Origin of the sequence: Mycobacterium sp. E1386 (assembly GCF_001672745.1) — a bacterium.
In the GTDB taxonomy this organism is placed as follows: Bacteria; Actinomycetota; Actinomycetes; order Mycobacteriales; family Mycobacteriaceae; genus Mycobacterium.
This window is the reverse complement of record NZ_LZKH01000055.1, coordinates 1-19,171: the sequence shown is the minus strand read 5'-3', so window position 1 is coordinate 19,171 and position 19,171 is coordinate 1. Positions and strand designations below refer to the sequence as shown.

Here is a 19,171-nt window from a genome sequence, read left to right as displayed (position 1 = left end):
GCCCCGACACCTACTTCGACTCCGGCGGCATCCATGTCGACTTCGCCGACCCGTACTGCCCCACGTTGCGCGCCGCGGTCACCGCCCTACCCAATGTGGTCGACGGCGGCACCATGGTGGTGATCCAGGGGCCGCGGTTCTCCACGCGTGCGGAAAGCCAGTGGTTCGCATCCGCCGGGTTCGCTCTCGTCAACATGACCGGCTACCCGGAGGCGGTGCTCGCCCGGGAACTTGAAATGTGCTATGCGGCAATCGCCTTGGTGACCGACCTGGACGCCGGTGTCGCGGTCGGCGAGGGCGTGACGACCGTCCAGGTGTTCGCCGAATTCGAGAAGAACATCGGGCCGTTCAAGGAGTTGGTTCGCGAGGCGATCGGCCGGGTCGCAGACGAACGCAACTGCACGCACTGCCTGCCGCACACCGGCGTCACGCTGCCCCTCGAGCTGCCATGAGGGTATTGCTAACGGGGGCCGCCGGTTTCATCGGTTCGCGGGTGGACGCGGCGCTGCGGGCGGCGGGACACGACGTGGTCGGCGTCGACGTGCTGCTGCCGGCGGCGCACGGCCCGAATCCGGTGCTGCCGCAGGGATGTCACCGGGTCGACGTCCGCGACGCCGACGCGCTGGCGCCCCTGCTGGACGGGGTGGACCTGGTCTGCCATCAGGCGGCGATGGTCGGTGCGGGCGTGGACGCCGCCGACGCCCCCGCCTACGGCGGCCACAACGATTTCGCCACCACGGTCCTGCTGGCGCAGATGTTCGCCTCCGGGGTACGGCGCCTGGTGCTGGCGTCGTCGATGGTGGTGTACGGCCAGGGCCGTTACCACTGCGGGCAGCACGGCCACGTCGACCCGTTGCCGCGGCGGCGCGCGGACCTCGACGCCGGAAGCTTCGAACACCGCTGCCCGATCGGGGGCGAGGAACTGCAGTGGCGCCTCGTCGACGAGGACGCCGCGCTGCGGCCGCGCAGCCTGTACGCCGCCAGCAAGACCGCGCAGGAGCACTACGCGCTGGCGTGGTCGGAGGCGACAGGCGGTTCGGTGGTGGCGTTGCGTTACCACAACGTCTACGGCCCCGGGATGCCGCGCGACACCCCGTATTCCGGGGTGGCGGCCATCTTCCGATCGTTGGTCGAAAGGGGCGAGCCCCCAAGGGTTTTCGAGGACGGCGGCCAGATGCGGGACTTCGTCCACGTCGACGACGTGGCCGCGGCCAACCTCGCGGCCACCCAGGAGATCGACGGATTCACCGCGGTCAACGTCTGTTCGGGGCGGCCCGTCTCCATCCTGGAGGTGGCCGGCGCCCTGTGCGACGCGCGCGGCGGTGCACTCTCGCCCGTGATCACCGGCCAGTACCGCAGCGGCGACGTGCGCCACATCGTCGCCGATCCGTCCCGGGCGGCCGAGGTGCTCGGCTTCCGCGCGGCGATCGACCCGGCCGAGGGCCTGCGCGAGTTCGCATTCGCCCCGCTGCGCTGAGCGTCCTACGCCTGCGGCGGCCGGTAGATCTTCGGTTTCTGGACGGGAATCTGTCGGGTCGCGGAGTCGTCGCCGCGGAACAGCCGCGGGCCGGTGGAGATCCGGGTGGTGGGCGCGGCCGACGGCGGGGCGGCGTGGCCCACCGGGACCCGCGCCCTCGGCGCGGCCGGAGCGCCGCTCGCCTGCCCGGCGGGCTTGGGGACGGCGCGGCGCCGGCGCGCGCGCCGGCCGCGCAGCTGCCCGGTGACGATGGCGGCCCCCAGGATGCACAAAGCGAGGCCGCACAGCGTCACATCGAACGTGCTGGTGATCTGCTGGGCGAGGTTGTTGCCGTACACCGGGTGTTGCGCGGGGGAATTGGGTGAATCCGCGAACCGCGGCGCCAGCACCACGCCCACGACGACGCGGGCCACGCTGAGCGTGGCGACCAGCCCGCACAGCGACGAGATGAGTCGCGCCGAGCGGGCGGCGTCGCGCAGGTTGATGCGCAGCCAGATCGCCAGGACCGCGGTAGCCAGATCGAATGCGGCCAGCACCATGCTGTCGTACCGGGAGAAGGGGTAATTCAGGCTCACGGACACGAACAGGTCGGTCAACCGCATCAGCATCGAGCCCAAGCCCCATACGGCGATGAGCAGCAAGCCATTTCGGGCCGCGACCCGCCACGCACTCTCCTCGGCCCCGGTCGTGTTGCGGTGACCGAACAGGGTTTGCGGAGCGAACATCGCGGCGGCCGCCGCCCACGCCAAATAGCCCTCGAAGCCCACCCCGGCGGTCGACGTGTTCTGCGCGATGCCGTGGAACGCGTCGACGTCCCGCCCCAGGGGCAGGATCCACACCAGGATCCCGGCGACCAGCGTCGACGCGCCGAGCGCGACCGTGGCCAGCCGGCCGGCCCTGGTGCTGCGCAGCAACCACCTGGCGGCGACCAGCACGGCGACCAGCGCCACCATGCCGTACACCACGGCCGTCACGATGACCGCCACGTTCTGCTTGCCGAACGCGCCGGCGCCGCCGGTGTTCTGCAGCGCGTAGCGAACCCGCCAGTACAGGTTGATGCCAAAGCTGAGCGCCGCCAACGCCATCGACGCGTAGCCGATGAGCCGGGCCGACCGCAGCCAGCCGGTGTGCTCGTCGCCCTCGGGGACCGGTCCCGTGTGGGCGCCGGCGGGCACCGCTTGCGCGCTCAGCATGCTGCCGGCGATTCCCACCCACGCCCCCGGTCCCACTCCGCCCGGCACGTTCACCGTGCCACCGAACCGGACCGTCTCGAACGCGTCGAAGACCACGAATCCCAGCACCAGCAGCGCGTAGGGGACGTTGAGCCCCAAGCGAAGCCGCCCCGCCCGCATGGGGTTGAACCGCGCGCCGGAGGACCTCCAGGAACCGGCCACGGCGACGGCGATGACCGACAGCGCGGTCACGGCGAGCAACACCGCGAAGAGGCTCGGGCTGCTGCCGGGAATCCCGACGCCGAAGTACAGGTTCCACGGCAGGAACAGCGCGACGACGAGCAGCGCGATCGCGCTCAGGTCGCTGGTGATGTGCCGGCGCCGCGTCGTTGCCGTCCCCGCCGCCGGCGGAGCGCCGGTGGCCGGCCGGATGATGCGAGCGGTTTGCTGCGCCTGTACGGGATCGATGGGGCCGGTGGGTGCGTCGTCACTGCTCTGGCTCACCACATATTCTCCGTTCGGACGCCCTCGCAGATTCCCCCGCGACCGTCCTGTCGTTCGAGAAGCTGGTTACGCTGCGCTATAGGCAAACCTTGTCGCCCGAATAACGGATACTGCCAACGGTATCGCAAGTGTAATGATGCCGGGACATTGCTGGTCGTGGGGTAGCCAGCCGAAGGAGAACCGGGATGGACGTCGTGTTGGGGGTCGCGGTCACGGGCCCCGTTGCCCGCTTGGCGCTTGTCGGGCCGGGCGCGGACGTGATCGACCAATCCGTCGTCGACCTGGAGGAGAACCCGGTCGGAAGACTCACCGAGACGGTGGTCGGCACCAATCGCCTTCTGGCGGACGAGAACCATCGGCTGGTCGGCACCCGAGTGTGCTGGGGCGACGAGCCGCGGGCCGCCCAGCTGCGGCAGGCGCTGGAAGATTCCGGCGTTTCCAACGTCGCGTTGCTCTCCGACTCGCAGGCGGTGGCCGCACTGATGCGCGCGGCCGGCCGCCCCGGAGCCGCCGCGCTGGTGCTGAACGACGCGACGGCGACGCTGTCGGTGCCCAGTTCGCCCGATGACGAGAACGCACCGCCGACCGTGCTGGCCAAGGAGGCGGTCGCCGGCGACGCGACCGCGACGTTCAACACGATGATGGCCCAACTCAGCGCGCGGCCGGACGCCCCGGGGGACGTGTATCTGGTGGGCGCTTCGCCCGAGCTGACTCAGGTCGCCGACCAGCTCCGCGATGCGTCGACCATGCGGGTGCAGGTCGCCGAGGACCCGTCCTTCGCGCTCGCCCGTGGCGCGGCCATCGCCGCAGCGTCCGCAGCCGCCCTGGCGGGTGGGGACGCCACCGCGATGGCGCCGGCCGTGGGACTCACCGGCGACGAGACCGCGATGGCGCCCGGGCTCACCGGTGACGAGACGACGTTCGTGGCCCCGCCAGACGTGGAGGAACCACAGCTGGCGTACTCGATGACCGAGGATGCCGAGCCGTTCGCCGGTGACGAATACGGTCCCGAATACGACGAATTCGACGACTTCGACGAGACCACGGCCATCCCCTCGCGGCTGAGCCGCCGGTCCTTGGTGCTGGGCAACGCCGTGATCGCCTTCGCGGTCATCGGTTTCGCGTCGCTGGCCGCCGCGGTGGCCATTGCGGTCCGTCCCACCGCGAGTCAACAGCCGGTGGTGGGGCACCAGAACGCCGCCCCGGGCAAGTTCATGCCGTTGTTGCCGACCCAGCAGCAGGCGCCGGTGCCACCGCCCCCGGTTGATCAGCCCAACGCGGGCTTCCAGGGCGGCGTCATCCCGGACGCCAACGGTCTTCTTCCGGCACAGGGCGGGGGCGGGCCTGCCGTCCCCGCCGCGCCGGTGTCGCCCGATACTCCGGGCGTCGTGCCCAACCCGAATCCCGCTGCGCCCGTTCCGGTCCCGGTCATCGTTCCGGTCCCGATATATCCGCCATACAACCCGCCGACGTTCACGACGCCGACGACCACGCCCATAACGACCACGACGACGCCCACGACCGCGTCGACGACACCCCCGACCACGACGACACCCAGCACGACGACGGAGCCGTCCACCACCACGACGGAACCGTCCACCACACCGCCGACGACAACGACACCGCCGGTGACCACGACCACCCCGCCGCCGAGCTCGAAGGAGCCGTACACCTCGACGCAACCGCCTACGACAGCCGCGCCGCCGCCCAGCACGCACGAAACGACGGTGGCGCCGCACACGCAGGCCCCGCAAACGCAGGCCCCACAAACGCAGGCACCGCAAACGCTCGCCCCGCAGCAGCCACGCAGCCATCGCGGGTTCTGAGGCGTCCATGCCCGACGCCGTCACGGTGGTGCTGCCCTGTCTCAACGAGGAGGAGTCGCTGCCCGCGGTGCTGGCGGCCATCCCCGCCGGATACCGGGCGCTGGTCGTCGACAACAACAGCACCGACGACACCGCCGGAGTCGCGCGGCGGCACGGCGCCGAGGTCGTGGTCGAGCCGCGGGCCGGGTACGGCTCGGCGGTGCACGCGGGCGTGGTGGCCGCGCGGACGCCGATCGTGGCGGTGATCGACGCCGACGGCTCGATGGACGCGGGGGAGTTGCCGCGGCTGGTCGCCGCGCTCGAGCAGGGTGCCGATCTGGTGATCGGACGGCGCCGGCCGGTAGCCGGATTGCATTGGCCGTGGGTGGCCCGCGTCGGCACCGTGGTGATGAGCTGGCGGCTGCGCACACGCCACGGATTGCCGGTGCACGACATCGCGCCGATGCGGGTGGCCCGGCGCGAGGCGCTGCTGAATCTCGGTGTCGCCGACCGGCGTTCGGGTTACCCGCTGGAGCTGCTGGTCCGGGCTGCGGCCGCCGGCTGGCGCGTGGTCGAACTCGACGTCAGCTACGGTCCCCGCACCGGCGGCAAGTCGAAGGTCAGCGGCTCGCTGCGGGGGAGCATCACCGCGATCCTCGACTTCTGGAAGGTGATTTCGTGACAATCGTGGCGGTGACGGTGCTGGTGGTCGCGAAGGCGCCCGAGCCGGGCCGGGCCAAGACCCGGCTCGCCGCGACGGTGGGGGACCTCGTCGCCGCCGAAATCGCCGCCGCCGCACTGCTGGACACGCTGGACGCGGTGGCCGCCGCGCCGGTGGCGAATCGGGTGGTGGCCATGACCGGTGACCTGGGCGCCGCGGCCGGCGCCGACGAGATCCGGCAACGGCTGGGGTCCTTCACGGTGATTCCCCAGCGCGGCGACGACTTCGCCGACCGACTCGCCAACGCCCATGCCGACGCGGCGGACGGCAATCCGGTGGTGCAGATCGGGATGGACACCCCGCAGGTGACCGCGGACATGTTGATCGACTGCGCGCGCCGACTGCAGGAGGCACCGGCCGTGCTCGGGCCTGCCGTCGACGGCGGCTGGTGGGTGCTCGGTTTACGGAGCCCCGAAGCCGCCGAATGCCTGCGCACCGTCCCGATGTCGCAGCCCGACACCGGATTGCTGACGTACAGAGCGTTGCACGACTTGGGAATTGAGCCCTATGCGGCGCCACGACTGGCCGACTTCGACGTCGCCGACGACGTGGCCGTGGTGCGGGAGGCGTGCGGACCCGCCAGCCGCTTCGCGAGAGTGACCCGCGCGGCCGGCCTGTAGCCCGCGCCTACCAGTTGGTGACGATCAGGGTGTTGAGCACCAGCGCGCCCGTGACGTTGAGCGCCAGCCACACTCGGTGTGACCGGACGGGCAGCAGCGCGGGTGCCGCGGTGAGCCAGATGGTGAAGGGCAACCAGATGCGCTCGACCTCGGCCTTGCTGAGCATGCTCAGGTCCGCGCACGCGATGGCGGCGAGCACGGCCAGCAGCAGCAGGTGGAACCCGGAGCGGCGGCGGATGGCAGCCACGTCGAACACCCGGCTGACGCCGGCGACGCTGCCCAACCCGATGGCACACACCACCGACGCCAGGTTGGCCCAGCTCCAATACTCAAACGGGCGGTCTTTGGCGATGCCCTGCCAATAGCGTTGCTGCACAAGGGTATAGCCGTCGAACCAGTAGAACCCCGCGACCGCGAAGGCGACCGCCACCGCCACCGCGGCCAGCGTCGCCGGGCCGAGCGCCCGCAGCACTGCGCGCCAGTCGGTCGCCGACGCCAGCACCGCCAGGGCCGGGAGCCCCATCAACATCAGGCCGTAGTTACAGAACACGCCCCAACCCAGGAGCAGGCCCGCGGCCGCGCCCACGAGGGCGGGGAACCGGACCGGCCGGTGCACCGCCACGGCCAACAGCGCGATGCCCCATGCCGCGACCCCGGCGAAGTAGCCGTCGGCGGAGACCGCGACCCAGATTGCGGTTGGCGCCACGGCCACGAACGGTGCGGCGCGGCGCGCGGTCTGCTCGTCGGCCAGCGCGCGAACGGCGATCAGCACCGCGGCCGCCGCGCTGGAGCCGACCAGCAGGCACAGCAGCCCCGCCCACGCGCCCCCGTGCAGGCCGATCCGGTCCAGCCAGACGAAGGTCAGTAGCGCGCCGGGTGGGTGTCCGGAGACGTGGGTGGTCCAGGAGTTCGGTTGGTAGTCGACGATCCGGCTCGCGAACGTGCGCACCGTGGCCGGGATGTCGGCGATACCCGGTACCTGGGACAGGTACTCGTCGCGGGTGGTCAGCCGGCCGGCGAAGCCGCGCTGCCACCCGTCGATCATCGCCAGCGCGAAGGCCCATCCGCAGGCGGTGGCCCAGGTACCCAGCGTCAAGATCCGCCACGAAAGGCGTTGCGCCAGAAGCGGTCCCCATACCACAGCGGCAACCGCGAGGGCGATGGCCGGCCCGGTACCCCAACTGGCGTGGATTTCCCAGGCGCCGAAAATCGGCGCGGCCCCGGCGTGGGTGCCGAACCGCTCCTGCCCCACGTCGGTCCGCGGCCGCACGCCCCAGTGCAGCCGCGGCAGGATGAACGCCGCCCCGACCAGCACCGTCCCGACCGCGACGGCCGTTAACTCCCGACGTGCCACCCTCACGGTCGATCAGCCTATTGATCGGCCGAACCGGCGCACCAACGCCGCCCGGTCGACCTTCCCGATGCCGCGCCGCGGCAGCGCGTCGACCACGTGCAGCTCGCGCGGCGCGGCGGTGGCGTCCAGGGTGCGCGTCAGGTGGGCGCGCAGCGCGCCCAGCGTCGGCGCCGAGCAACCCTCGGCCAGCACGATCGCCGCCACCACCCGCTGGCCCAGCCGGTCGTCGGCCACGCCGAACACCGCGCAGTCCACCACGGCGGGATGGGTGCCCAGCGCCGCCTCGACCAGCTGCGGCAGCACCGTCAACCCGCCCGTGCTGATCGCGTCGTCGGCGCGGCCCAACACGGTCAGCACGCCCGCCTCGTCGACGACGCCGAGATCGTCGGTGCGGAACCAGCCGGGCTCGGCGAACGGGTCGGGGTCCACCGGGTTGCGGTAGCCCTTGGCCAGGGTCGCGCCCCCGAGGTCGATGCGCCCGTCGTCCGCCACCCGGACCACGACGCCGCGCAGCGGTACGCCGTCGTAGACGCAGCCACCGGCGGTCTCGCTCATGCCGTAGGTGCGGACGACGGTGATGCCGGCCGCCGCCGCGGCGTCGAGCACGCCCCCCGGGGCCGGTCCGCCCCCGAGCAGCACGGCGTCGAGTTCGGCGAGCGCGGCCGCGGCCGCCGGATCGGTCAGCGCTTTGGCCAGCTGCGCGGCGACCAGCGACGTGTAGCGCCGACCGGGTTCCAATCGCCTTATCGCGTTGGGCAATTCGCTGACGTCGAAGCCGTCGGAGACGTCCAGCTCGACGGGCGCCGAACCGGCGAGCGCGCTGCGCACCAACACCTGCAGCCCGGCGATGTGGTAGGGCGGCAATGCCAGCATCCAGCTGCCCGGCCCGCCGAGGCGGTCATGGGTGGCCGCGGCGCTGGCCGTCAGCGCGGCCGCGGTCAGCAGGGCGCCCTTGGGCGCGCCCGTGGTTCCCGACGTCGTCACCACCACGGCCACGTCGTCGTCGATCTCTTCCCCGACCCGCAGGCCCGCCGCCAGCGCATCCGAGCCGGGTGCCAGCGCGACCAGGGCGGGGTCGCGGCCGTCCAGCACCCGTTCCAGGGCGGGCAACAACGACGAGACGGCCGAACCCGGCGGGACGGTCTGGGCGCGCAGTACGGCTATGCGGGGTCCTCGACCTGGTCCGCGTCATCGAACGGCCAGCCCTGCGCTTCCAGGCGGACCCGCACCCGCTCGACGTCGTCGGGCGTGGGCAGCTCGTCGGTGATCTGGGTGATCAGCACCCCGATGTCGACGTCATCGAACTCGCCGCGCCGGATCAGCTCGCAAGCCACTTCCTTGACCTCGTCGTTGGACATCCGGCGGGCCAGCAGCGCCAGCACCGGGAAGGTGTCCGTCGGCGGGACGCCTTCCGGGTATCCCGCGCGCAGCCACGAGACGATCGAATTGAGAAATCCGTTCACGCTGGTCCAACTCCCCCCGGTGTCCGGCTCGTTGACGCGGTGGGCATCGCTCGATGCTACTTGGGTTTGGCTCCGAGGAATGCCGTGCCGGTGTGATGGGCGATGAAGTCCCGGGAGATGTACGCCAGCGCAAAGGCGATCGCCAGCAGTACCACCGCATAGATCGCCCAGGCGAGCACCAGCAGTGCCGGGTTTTTCTGTGACGAGCTGCCATCGGTGCTGGCCTGCCCGGCGCCCACCGCGTGGAAGCGGAGCCCCAGGGCGAACAGCCCCGGCAACGCGGCGCCGGCCAGCATGGAGAAGAGCAAAATCTTGAGGGAGGCCTGGTAGTTGAACCAGTCGCTGAAGTGACTCATCAAGCGTTCGCCTTCATCGTGGGATCGTCGGAGTCGTACCGGGGGGCGGTGCCCACCGTGGGGCCACCGTCGGACGGCGGTTCGTGGTCCGCGGCGTCGAGCCCGGCGGTCAGGTCGCCCTTCCATTCGGCGTTGACGTTCTTGTGGTCGACCTTGACCTTGCGGGACCGGATGTAGATCGTGGCCGAAACCGCGATCAGCAGCGCGAAGCCGACGATCGCACCGGGGTAGCCGCCGACATAGTGCACGATCCAATAGGTCACCGCACCGACGAGCCCGGCCAGCGGCAGCGTCACCAGCCAGGCCACACCCATACGACCGGCGACGCCCCAGCGGACCTCGCCGCCGGGCTTGCCCAGCCCACTGCCCAGCACCGAACCCGTGCACACCTGGGTCGTCGACAGCGCGTAGCCGAAGTGGGTGGACAGCAAGATCACCGCGGCCGAGGAGGATTCGGCCGCCATGCCCTGCGGCGACTGGATCTCCACCAGTCCCTTGCCCAGGGTGCGGATGATGCGCCAGCCGCCCAGGTAGGTGCCCGCCGCCATAGACACCGCGCAAGCCCCGATGACCCAGAGCGGCGGCGCGACGGTGTTCTTGCTGATCGACCCGTAGGACATCAGCGCCAGGAAGATGACGCCCATCGTCTTCTGTGCGTCGCCGGTGCCGTGCGCCAGCGACACCAGCGAGGCCGAGCCCCATTGGCCGTAGCGGAAGCCGGCCTCGGTGCGGCTGGTGTCGAGGCCCCGGGTGACCCGGTAGACGAGCCAGGTCGCGATGGCCCCGACCGCGATGGCCAGGATCGCGGCGACGACGGCCGGGATGAGCACGTGGGACACCAGGCCCTTCCAGAGCACACCGTGCCCGCCGACCGCCGCGATGGTGGCGCCGACGATGCCGCCGATCAAGGCGTGCGAGGAGCTGGAGGGGATGCCGAGGAGCCAGGTCAGCAAATTCCACACGATGCCGCCGACCAGGCCGGCGAAAACCAGCTCCAGCGTCACGATGTGCCCGTCGATGAGGCCCTTGGCGATCGTGGCGGCGACTGCGGTGGACATGAACGCGCCTACCAGATTCAGCACCGCGGACAGTGCGACCGCCGCCTTGGGCTTGAGCGCGCCGCTGGCGATGGAGGTCGCCATCGCGTTGCCGGTGTCGTGGAAGCCGTTCGTGAAATCGAAAGCCAGTGCCGTGATTACGACAATGATCAAGAGGAACAACTGGATGTTCACAGCGCCCGATTCTGGTGGTAGGGGGATTCCATTGTCGAATGCAGGAAGACCTGAATCGCGGGTGTATTTGGAGTCGTCGCCAGATGTTACCTCTCAGTTAACCGGAATTCCCCTGCGGTTTACCTCGAGTGTCGCGGCGTAACGGGTGGTCGGGGGGGATTTGAACGAAGATCAGCGTGATCCCGTCCGGGTCCGTCACGTGCATCTCGTATAGGCCCCACGGCTCTTGGCGCGCCTCGCGTGCGATCGGCACGCCCCGGCTTTGCAACTCGGCCTGGGTCGCTTCGATGTCGCGGACCTGGAGCCACAGCGCGCCGGGGAACGGGCCCCGAGAATGGTCCGGGGAGCCGTAGCCCGCCAGCTCCAGCAACGACTGGCCGGCGAAAAAGACTGTGCCCGCGCCGTATTCACGGGCTATCGCGAGCCCGATCTGGTCCCGGTAGAAAGCCAACGACTGCTGATAGTCCGCCGGCCGGAACAGCATCCGGCTGGCCAGGATCTCCATAGCGTCGTGTCTATCACATGGGCCGGTTCAGCTGCCGTTTTCGCGGTTGGGCTGGATCCGCTGCCGCTGCATGAGCGTGTTGACCAGCCGGGGACCGAAGGTGTCGATCGCCTTCGCGGCGATCGCCATGCGCGGCGCGATCCGCACCGGCCGGGTGCGGGCGGCGGTCAGCATCCATTCGGCTGCCTCTTCCGACGTGAGCGCCGGCATGCCCTCGTAGGCCTTCGTCGGCGCGATCATCGGCGTGGCCACCAGCGGGTAGTACAGCGTCGTCGAGTGCACGCCCTTGTGGCCCCACTCGGTCTCCACGACGCGGCTGACCGCCGAGAGTGCCGCCTTGGACGCGTTGTAGACCGCGAACAGCGGCGACGCCTCCGACAGCACCCCCCACGTCGAGACGTTGATGATGTGGCCGTCGCCGCGCTCGAGCATGCCGGGCGCCAGCCCGCGGATCAGCCGCAGCGGCGCGTAGTAGTTGAGCACGATCGTCCGCTCGACGTCGTGCCAGCGCTCCAGCGACTTGGCCAGCGGCCGGCGGATGGACCGGCCGGCGTTGTTGATCAGGATGTCCACCCCGCCGAGCCGCTTTTCGACGTCGGCGACCAGCGCATCGACGGCGTCCATGTCGGAGACGTCGCACGGCAGGGACAGGGCGGTGCCACCCGCCGTGGTGACCCGTTCCGCGAGCGCGTCGAGCAGCTCCCGTCGACGGGCGACGACGGCCACCGTCGCGCCCGCGCGGCCCAGCAGTTCGGCCGCGGCCTCGCCGATGCCCGACGACGCGCCGGTGAGCAGGATGCGCTTGCCGTTGAGGTCGACCGGCTTGATGGCGGGCCGGTTGATGAGCACCTGCGGGGCCATCGGCGGGCGCATGGTGGCCAGGACCAGCTGATCGGCGATCCGGCGCAGGGGACTCTTGCTCACGAGGGGAGTCTAGGGGCGCCCTTGAATCCCACGAGCGTCACGCCAGCGTGACTCGCTAGAAGTAGCGGGGGAACCGGCTCCAGTCCGGCGGCCGCTTCTCCAGGAAGGCGTCGCGGCCCTCGACGGCCTCATCGGTCATGTAGGCCAGCCGCGTGGCCTCGCCCGCGAACAGCTGCTGGCCGACCAGCCCGTCATCGAGCAGGTTGAAGGCGAACTTCAGCATCCGTTGCGCCTGAGGCGATTTGGCGTTGATCTCGGCGGCCCACTCGATGCCCGCCTTCTCCAGGTCGGCGTGGTCGATGACCGCGTTGACCGCGCCCATGTGGTGCATCTGCTCGGCGGTGTACGCGCGGCCGAGGAAGAAGATCTCGCGGGCGAACTTCTGGCCCACCTGGCGCGCCAGGTACGCGCTGCCATAGCCGCCGTCGAAGCTGCCGACGTCGGCGTCGGTCTGCTTGAACCGGGCGTGCTCGCGGCTGGCCAGGGTGAGGTCGCAGACCACGTGCAGGCTGTGCCCGCCGCCGGCCGCCCAGCCGTTGACCAGGCAGATGACCACCTTGGGCATGAACCGGATCAGCCGCTGCACCTCCAGAATGTGCAGCCGGCCGGCGCGGGCCGGGTCGACGGTCTCGGCGGTGTCGCCGCTCGCGTACTGGTACCCGCTGCGCCCCCGGATGCGCTGATCGCCGCCGGAGCAGAACGCCCAGCCGCCGTCCTTGGGCGACGGACCGTTGCCGGTCAGCAGCACCACGCCGACGTCGGGGGACATCCGCGCGTGGTCGAGCACCCGGTAGAGCTCGTCGACGGTGTGTGGCCGAAACGCGTTGCGCACCTCCGGCCGGTTGAACGCCACCCGCACGGTCGCGTCGGTGGCGTGGCGGTGGTAGGTGATGTCGGTCAGGTCGTCAAAACCTGCCACGGGCCGCCAGGCCTGGGCGTCAAAGGGATTGTCAGTCAAGGCTTTCGAACTCCTATAACGGGTCCAGGCGGAACACGGCGCAGCGGCCGGCCAGGGCTTCGAATTCGTCGGGGCGCCCCTCAGTGACGAGCCCGGCCCGCTTCATGAAGCCGACGCCCGTCGGCACCTCGGTTGGGAAGAGTCGCAGGATCGGGCGCGCGTCGTCGGCGGACAGCTCGGCCATCCGTACCCGCTGGGCGTGACGACCACGCGCGATGGTGGCCTCGCCGGCGGCCCGCACGTTGGCCACCCAGTCGGCGCCGGGGAACCCGGCGACGACGTACTGCCGGCCGTCGACGGTCATGGGGGTCACCGGGGTCGAGCGTGGCGCGCCGGACCTGCGGCCGGGCGCCGTCAGCACGACGGGGCTCTCGCCGCCGAAACTCATTCCCAGCCGCGACATCTGGATGAAGACCTTGTTGGCCGGCTTCAGCCACCACGGCGGTTTGATCGGTTTGCCGCTTCCCATAGGCAGCGACGTTACCTCGCGGCCATTTAGGCGCCGAATGTGAAGTTAGTTTCACACTCGGACGCGAACGTGAAACTAACTTCACGCTCGACGCAGCGCACTTGCGCCGATGGCGTCCAGCCGTTCCAGCGCCTCGGGATCCAGGGTGACGTCGCCCGCGCCGAGGTTTTCCTCGAGGTGCCCGACGGATCGGGTGCCCGGGATCAGCAGCGCGTTCGGCGCGTGGGACAGCAGCCAGGACAGGCCCACCTGGGCGCCCGTGACGCCGAGCTCGCCGGCGATCTCGGCCACCACCGGATGGTCGGCGACCTTCGGAAAGCCGGGGAACGACGATCCCAGCGGGAAGTAGGGCACCCACGCGATGCCCTCGGCCGCGCACAGCTGCAGCGTGTCCTCCTGCGAACGGTCGAGCAGACTGTAGGCGTTCTGCACGCAGGCGATGCCGGCCGGCAACGCGCGGCGCACCACGTCGAGCGGCACGGCGCTGATGCCGATCGCGCCGATCTTGCCCTCGTCGCGCAGCGCGATCATCTCGGCGAGCTGGTCGTCGACGTCAACGACCTGATCGCCCTCGGCGGCCACGCCGGGGCCGAGGTCCATCCGCCGCAGGTTGACCACCGGAACGCAGTCCAGACCGAGCTGGCGCAGGTCGTCCTCGACTGCGGCGCGCAGCTCGGCGGGCTTTTGCGCCGCCGCCAGCGGCATGGGCTGTTCGCCGGTGAAGCGCGCGCCGACCTTGCTGACGATGACGAGGTCGTCGGCGTAGGGGAACAGCGCCGCCCGGATCCGTCGGTTCACCTCGCCCGGGCCGTAGAACGACGCCGTGTCGACGTGGTTGACCCCGAGCTCGACCGCGCGGCGCAGCACCGCGGCCGCGTCCTCGACGGATGGGGCCTCGAACAACTGCATTGCGCCGTAGCCGATGCGCGCGACGGTCGACCCGCCGATGCTGCCGTGACCGCCGGGCCGTGGTGTGTCCGTCATGAGTGCTCCCTCGTGCCACACTGGAGAAGATGCGGAGGGTCCTCCGCTTATTTGAGCGTAGCAGAAACGGAGGAGCCTCCGCTTGGCCGAGATCCGATCGGACGCGCGCCGCAATCGCGAGCGGCTAATCGAGGTGGCGACGGCGGCGTTCGCCACCGCCGAGGGGCGACCGGTGTCGCTGGAGGCCATCGCCCGCGAGGCGGGCGTCGGGATCGGCACGCTCTACCGCCATTTCCCGAATCGAGAGGCGCTGGTGGAGGCGATCTACCGCGCCGAGCTCGACGAAGTGGCCGCGACGGCCGAACGGCTGCTCAAGCGCCACCCGCCCGAGACGGCGTTGCGCCGCTGGATGGACCGCTACGCGTCATTCGTGGCCGCCAAGCGTGGGATGGCGGAGTCGTTGCAGGCGATCTTCGCCTCCGGCGCAATGCAGGCCAACCAGACTCGGGACAGCATCGTCGGCGCGGTCGACCTGCTGTTGCGGGCCGGCGCCGAGGACGGCAGCCTGCGCGCCGACGTGCAGGCCGACGATGTGGTGTCCAGCCTGATTGGCATCTTCCTGGCCAGCGGCTCGCCGGAGCAGACCGGCCGCATGCTCGACCTGCTGGTCGCCGGCATCGCCGCCGCCTGATCACCGAGCGTCACGCCAGCGTGACGGCAGCCGGCGAGCGCCACGCTGGCGTGAAGCTCGGCCGGAAGGCCCTAGCCGACAGCGCGGTCGGCGCCCTCCCAGAACCGCGCGCGCACGGCCTTCTTGTCCGGCTTGCCCAGCGCGGTCACCGGCACCGACTCGACGACGATCACCTGCTTGGGCGATTGCACCGAACCCTTGCGCTCCTTGACCGCGGACTGGATCTCGACGGTCACCCGCGCCACCGACTCCTCGTCGGAGGGGTGGTCGGGTCGCAGCACGATCACCGCGGTGACGGCTTCGCCCCACTTCTCGTCCGGCGTGCCGATCACGCACACCTGCGCGACGGCCGGGTGCTCGGCGACGACGTCCTCGACCTCGCGCGGGAACACGTTGAACCCGCCGGTGACGATCATGTCCTTGACCCGGTCGACGATGAACCAGAAGCCGTCCTCGTCCTCGCGGGCCATGTCACCGGTGTGCAGCCAGCCGTCCTTGAACGTCTTGGCCGTCTCCTCGGGCAGGTTCCAGTACCCGCCGGAAAGCAGCGGCCCGGACACGCAGATCTCGCCGACCTCGCCCTGCGGCACCGGCTTTCCGTCGGCGTCCAGCAGCGCGGTGCGGGCGAACAGGGTGGGCCGCCCGCAGGAGGTGAGCCGCTTCTCGTCGTGGTCCTTCTTGGCCAGGTACGAGATCACCATCGGGGCTTCGGACTGCCCGTAGTACTGGGCGAAGATCGGGCCGAAGCGGCGGATGGCCTCGGCGAGCCGCACCGGGTTCATCGCCGACGCGCCGTAATAGACAGTCTCCAGCGAGGACAGGTCCCGGGTGTGCGAATCCGGGTGGTCCATCAGCGCGTAAATCATCGACGGCACGAGCATGGTCGCGGTGATCTTCTGCTCCTCGATGACCCGCAGCACCTCGGCCGGATCGAACTTGGTCAGCACGACCAGCTCGCCACCCTTGATGATCGTCGGCACGAAAAACGCCGCCCCCGCATGCGACAACGGGGTGCACATCAAGAAGCGCGGGTTCTCCGGCCACTCCCATTCGGCGAGCTGAATCGTGGTCATGGTGGTGATCGACTGCGCGGTTCCCAGCACACCCTTGGGCTTGCCGGTGGTGCCGCCGGTGTAGGCCATGCCGCCGATGTGGTCGGGCGGAAGGTCGGCCGCCACCAACGGCTTCGGCGGATACTTCGCCGCCTCGGCCACCAGGTCCACCGCGGAATCGCCGAGCGCCTCGGGGACCGGCCCGATGGTCAGGATCTGCTTGAGGCCGGGCACCTTCTCCAGCAGGCCGAGCGCCCGCTCGACGAACATCGGGTTCGGGTCGATGATCAGCGACGTCACGCCGGCGTCGCCCAGGACGTAGGCGTGGTCGTCAAGGGAGCCCAGCGGGTGCAGGGCCACCCGCCGGTAGCCCTGCGTCTGGCCGGCGCCGATGATCATCAGCACCTCGGGCCGGTTCAGCGACAGCAGCCCGACGGTCGCGCCGGTGCCCGCACCGAGCGCCTCGAACGCCTGGATGTATTGGCTGATGCGCTCGGCGAGCTGACCGCCGGTCAGCGTGGTGTCGCCGAGATGCAGCACCGGCTTGTCCTTGTTGCGCTTGAGCGCACCGACGGTCAGGTGTCCGGAATGAATGGGATGGCGCAGCAGCTCGTCACTCATGTGGCCAAGACTAGAACGTGTTGCAGTTTTAGTCAGCCACCCCCTCGAAAGAGACGCCTAGGGGTCGGGCTGGGCAAGTATGCGCTGCCACCGTTGTCGTCCCCTTGCCGTGAGGCCGACGTCGCGGGTGTCGGGCCACTCCTCGATTTCCGCGATTGTCTGTTCGCACCATGCGATGACATTTCGGTAGAACTCGGCGATGAACGTCGCCTCGGGTTCCACGAGGTGAAGCCGCTCCGGAAAAGGTCCACCCGTGTGCAGGAGCTCTTCGATGAGCGCCTTGCCCTTGGCATGCATCTCGCGCGCCTCGCGGGCGGTGGCTTCGAGTGACTCGCGCAGGTCGTGCTTGGTTGCCTGGTCTCCGAGAAACAGCCGGAGGAATCCCTCCGCTTCGACCACCGGCACGGCCGGCTGGGTGCCGAACCAGTCCTCAAGTGCCGCACGGCCTTCCGGGGTGATGGTGTACCGAGTGCGTTGACGGCGACGGCCCTCGACTGTCTCGGCGCTGGCGTGACCGCGCTCGACGAGCCGCTTGAGCTCCGCGTACAGGTGAGCCTCCGACCGCGGCCAAAAGAAGTGCACGCCGCGTTTGATCTGGGCGACGATCTCGTACGCCGTCCACGATCTGATGCCGAGCAGACCGAGAAGCGCGAAAGATGTCGTGGTGGGTTTCGAGGCCATCCCTTGACAATACTCAATCCTGGAGTAATTTAACTCCAAACTGGAGTATTGGAGGTGCAGGATGAACGACACCGACCACGTCGCGCTTGTCGACACCACCCGGGACGAACTGAGGGATCGCATCGGGCGGGCGCGGGACCGCTTCGACCGGTTGATCCGCACCGCCGACCCGCATGCCCCCGTTCCCGGCTTGGACTGGACTGTTCAGCAGGTCGTCGCTCACGTGCTATCAGTCGCGCACCGCTACCAGGCGTTTGCTGAAGGACGGGACTTCCGCCGCGCCGCCTACCCGCGCGAATTGGACGAAATCAACCGCGCCGAGCTCGACGAGTTGATGGCGCCGGTCGGCGAAATCGCCGACCAGATCAGCGATCTCGCCCCCGTCATGGACGCGTTCTTCGATACTTGCTCGAACGACCTTGTGTACGAGGCCCATTGCGGCGCCTTCGCGGACGGCATCACGCTGCAGACGAACTGGCTCGGTGAGTTGATCCTCCACGGGCGGGACGTCGCGCGGGCGACCAGGACGCCGTGGGAGGTTGAGGAACGCGACATGCTGCTCATCGCACGCGGTCTCATGCAGCTTGGCGAGGGGCCGGGATACGTGCGCGCGGGGTTGCCCGCCGGCACCGATGTCTGTGTCGCCTTCAAGCTCCCCGGTGCGCGCCCTTATGTGATCCGTATTCACGACGGTGCCGCGGAAATGCGCGAGCGCCGGCCCGCGGATCGCCCCGACGCCGTGCTCAGGATGCCCGCTTCGACATTGTGCGACATGCTCTACCAGCGCATCGGTCCGCTGACCGCTGCTCGCAGGGGCCTGATGATCGTCGGCGGGCGCCGGCCGTGGAAGGCACTCAAGCTGCAGTCCTGTTTCGAACGCCTCTGACACCCCGGAGCACTAGCATCCCTGCACATGGCCGCTGCAGATCTCGTCGTCACCGGAACCGTACTGACCGTCGACGAAAAGCGGCCCACCGCCGAGGCGCTCGCCGTCGCCGACGGCCGCATCGTCGCCGTCGGCAGCCGGTCGGAAATTAACGCCCACATCGGCCCCGACACCAAAACGCTCGACTTCGGCGACGGCTGCGTGATGCCCGGATTCGTTGAGGCGCATGGCCATCCGCTGATGGAGGCGCTGGCGCTGTCGGACCGGATCGTCGACATCCGGCCCGTCACGTTGCCGGCCGCCGACGACGTCGTCGCCGCGGTGCGCCGGGAGGTCGCCGCCAGGAGAGCGGACGGCGCCTACCTGAATGGCTGGGACCCGCTGCTGCAGTCCGGGTTGCCGCAGCCGACGCTGGCGTGGCTGGACGAGATCGCGCCGGACGGGCCGCTGATCATCATCCACAACTCCGGGCACAAGGCGTACTTCAACTCGCACGCGGCCCGCCGCGCGGGCCTGACCCGCGACACCCCCGATCCCAAGGGTGCGCGGTACGGCCGCGACACGCACGGCGACCTGGACGGCAGCGCCGAGGAGACCGGCGCGGTTGAGCCGCGCGCATTCGGCGAGCAGCATCGCCGGGTAGTCGCCGGGCGCGATGGCCCCGGCCAGCAGCGGGAACACCGCGCCGGTCTCCTCGGCGCTGCCGTCCAGGTCGCCGTGCGTGTCGCGGCCGTACCGCGCACCCTTGGGATCGGG

Annotated in this window: 20 protein-coding genes and 1 pseudogene; 8 read left to right on the top strand and 13 right to left on the bottom strand. The window is 70.1% G+C overall.

Features of this window, described 5'->3' with window-relative positions:
• Both A5709_RS05400 and A5709_RS05395 read left to right on the top strand, forming a co-directional pair.
• Positions 1-452, top strand: a pseudogene (locus A5709_RS05400) (S-methyl-5'-thioadenosine phosphorylase); the annotation flags it as partial.
• Entirely contained in the window at positions 449-1,477 is a 1,029-nt protein-coding gene (locus tag A5709_RS05395; protein WP_068118573.1) for an NAD(P)-dependent oxidoreductase, read from the top strand. The pseudogene A5709_RS05400 and the gene A5709_RS05395, both read left to right, overlap by 4 nt.
• A 5-nt stretch (positions 1,478-1,482) precedes the next feature.
• On the opposite strand, the gene A5709_RS05390 is transcribed toward A5709_RS05395, so the two are convergent.
• Entirely contained in the window at positions 1,483-3,156 is a 1,674-nt protein-coding gene (locus A5709_RS05390) for a hypothetical protein (RefSeq protein ID WP_068118557.1), read from the bottom strand.
• 182 nt (positions 3,157-3,338) lie between these two features.
• On the opposite strand from A5709_RS05390, the gene A5709_RS05385 reads away from it, so the two are divergent.
• The 3 genes from A5709_RS05385 to A5709_RS05375 are packed head-to-tail and all read left to right on the top strand — an operon-like array spanning position 3,339 to position 6,299.
• Positions 3,339-4,979, top strand: a complete 1,641-nt coding sequence (locus A5709_RS05385; protein ID WP_068118550.1) for a hypothetical protein — start codon at positions 3,339-3,341, stop codon at positions 4,977-4,979.
• A gap of 7 nt (positions 4,980-4,986) precedes the next feature.
• Positions 4,987-5,640, top strand: coding sequence for a glycosyltransferase family 2 protein (locus tag A5709_RS05380; RefSeq protein ID WP_068118542.1), 654 nt, complete (start codon positions 4,987-4,989; stop codon positions 5,638-5,640).
• Positions 5,637-6,299: a DUF2064 domain-containing protein gene (locus tag A5709_RS05375; RefSeq protein ID WP_067950136.1), complete on the top strand. Its 663-nt coding sequence runs from the start codon at positions 5,637-5,639 to the stop codon at positions 6,297-6,299. Before A5709_RS05380 ends, A5709_RS05375 begins: the two co-directional genes overlap by 4 nt.
• A gap of 7 nt (positions 6,300-6,306) precedes the next feature.
• Here the strand turns inward: A5709_RS05375 and A5709_RS05370 are convergent, their stop codons facing one another.
• The 10 genes from A5709_RS05370 to A5709_RS05325 form a co-directional block, all read right to left on the bottom strand.
• Positions 6,307-7,659, bottom strand: coding sequence for a hypothetical protein (locus A5709_RS05370; RefSeq protein ID WP_067950134.1), 1,353 nt, complete (start codon positions 7,657-7,659; stop codon positions 6,307-6,309).
• A 6-nt stretch (positions 7,660-7,665) separates the two neighbouring features.
• Positions 7,666-8,745 carry an o-succinylbenzoate--CoA ligase gene (menE, locus tag A5709_RS05365; protein ID WP_068118539.1) on the bottom strand — a complete coding sequence of 360 codons (1,080 nt, stop codon included), beginning with the start codon at positions 8,743-8,745 and terminating at the stop codon, positions 7,666-7,668.
• 68 nt (positions 8,746-8,813) lie between these two features.
• Positions 8,814-9,116 carry a DUF3349 domain-containing protein gene (locus A5709_RS05360; RefSeq protein ID WP_067950129.1) on the bottom strand — a complete coding sequence of 101 codons (303 nt, stop codon included), beginning with the start codon at positions 9,114-9,116 and terminating at the stop codon, positions 8,814-8,816.
• Between the two features lie 56 nt (positions 9,117-9,172).
• Positions 9,173-9,472: a hypothetical protein gene (locus A5709_RS05355; protein WP_067950127.1), complete on the bottom strand. Its 300-nt coding sequence runs from the start codon at positions 9,470-9,472 to the stop codon at positions 9,173-9,175.
• Complete coding sequence (locus A5709_RS05350) at positions 9,472-10,704, bottom strand: inorganic phosphate transporter (protein WP_067950125.1); 1,233 nt, start codon at positions 10,702-10,704, stop codon at positions 9,472-9,474. Before A5709_RS05350 ends, A5709_RS05355 begins: the two co-directional genes overlap by 1 nt.
• Positions 10,705-10,801: 97 nt before the next feature.
• Complete coding sequence (locus A5709_RS05345) at positions 10,802-11,209, bottom strand: VOC family protein (protein WP_067950123.1); 408 nt, start codon at positions 11,207-11,209, stop codon at positions 10,802-10,804.
• Positions 11,210-11,236: 27 nt separating this feature from the next.
• On the bottom strand, positions 11,237-12,133 hold the full coding sequence (locus A5709_RS05340) for an SDR family oxidoreductase (protein WP_068118537.1): 897 nt from the start codon (positions 12,131-12,133) through the stop codon (positions 11,237-11,239).
• A 55-nt stretch (positions 12,134-12,188) separates the two neighbouring features.
• Entirely contained in the window at positions 12,189-13,091 is a 903-nt protein-coding gene (locus A5709_RS05335) for a 1,4-dihydroxy-2-naphthoyl-CoA synthase (RefSeq protein WP_067950508.1), read from the bottom strand.
• A gap of 13 nt (positions 13,092-13,104) precedes the next feature.
• Entirely contained in the window at positions 13,105-13,560 is a 456-nt protein-coding gene (locus A5709_RS05330) for a nitroreductase family deazaflavin-dependent oxidoreductase (RefSeq protein WP_067950510.1), read from the bottom strand.
• A gap of 81 nt (positions 13,561-13,641) precedes the next feature.
• Positions 13,642-14,544, bottom strand: a complete 903-nt coding sequence (locus A5709_RS05325) for an aldo/keto reductase (protein WP_068118532.1) — start codon at positions 14,542-14,544, stop codon at positions 13,642-13,644.
• Between the two features lie 82 nt (positions 14,545-14,626).
• Between A5709_RS05325 and A5709_RS05320 the strand changes: the two genes are divergently transcribed.
• Positions 14,627-15,175 (top strand): TetR/AcrR family transcriptional regulator, encoded by a 549-nt coding sequence (locus A5709_RS05320; RefSeq protein WP_068118529.1) that lies wholly within the window; start codon positions 14,627-14,629, stop codon positions 15,173-15,175.
• Between the two features lie 71 nt (positions 15,176-15,246).
• Here A5709_RS05320 and fadD8 read toward each other — a convergent pair whose 3' ends face one another.
• A complete protein-coding gene (gene fadD8, locus A5709_RS05315) occupies positions 15,247-16,848 on the bottom strand; it encodes a fatty-acid--CoA ligase FadD8 (RefSeq protein WP_068118528.1) in 1,602 nt (533 codons plus the stop codon).
• 57 nt (positions 16,849-16,905) lie between these two features.
• Positions 16,906-17,529, bottom strand: a complete 624-nt coding sequence (locus tag A5709_RS05310; protein ID WP_067749189.1) for a PadR family transcriptional regulator — start codon at positions 17,527-17,529, stop codon at positions 16,906-16,908.
• 61 nt (positions 17,530-17,590) lie between these two features.
• On the opposite strand from A5709_RS05310, the gene A5709_RS05305 reads away from it, so the two are divergent.
• Both A5709_RS05305 and A5709_RS05300 read left to right on the top strand, forming a co-directional pair.
• Positions 17,591-18,415, top strand: a complete 825-nt coding sequence (locus A5709_RS05305; protein ID WP_068118525.1) for a maleylpyruvate isomerase N-terminal domain-containing protein — start codon at positions 17,591-17,593, stop codon at positions 18,413-18,415.
• Positions 18,416-18,442: 27 nt separating this feature from the next.
• Positions 18,443-19,171: amidohydrolase family protein (locus A5709_RS05300; protein ID WP_156767973.1), on the top strand; the 729-nt coding region annotated here is incomplete at its 3' end.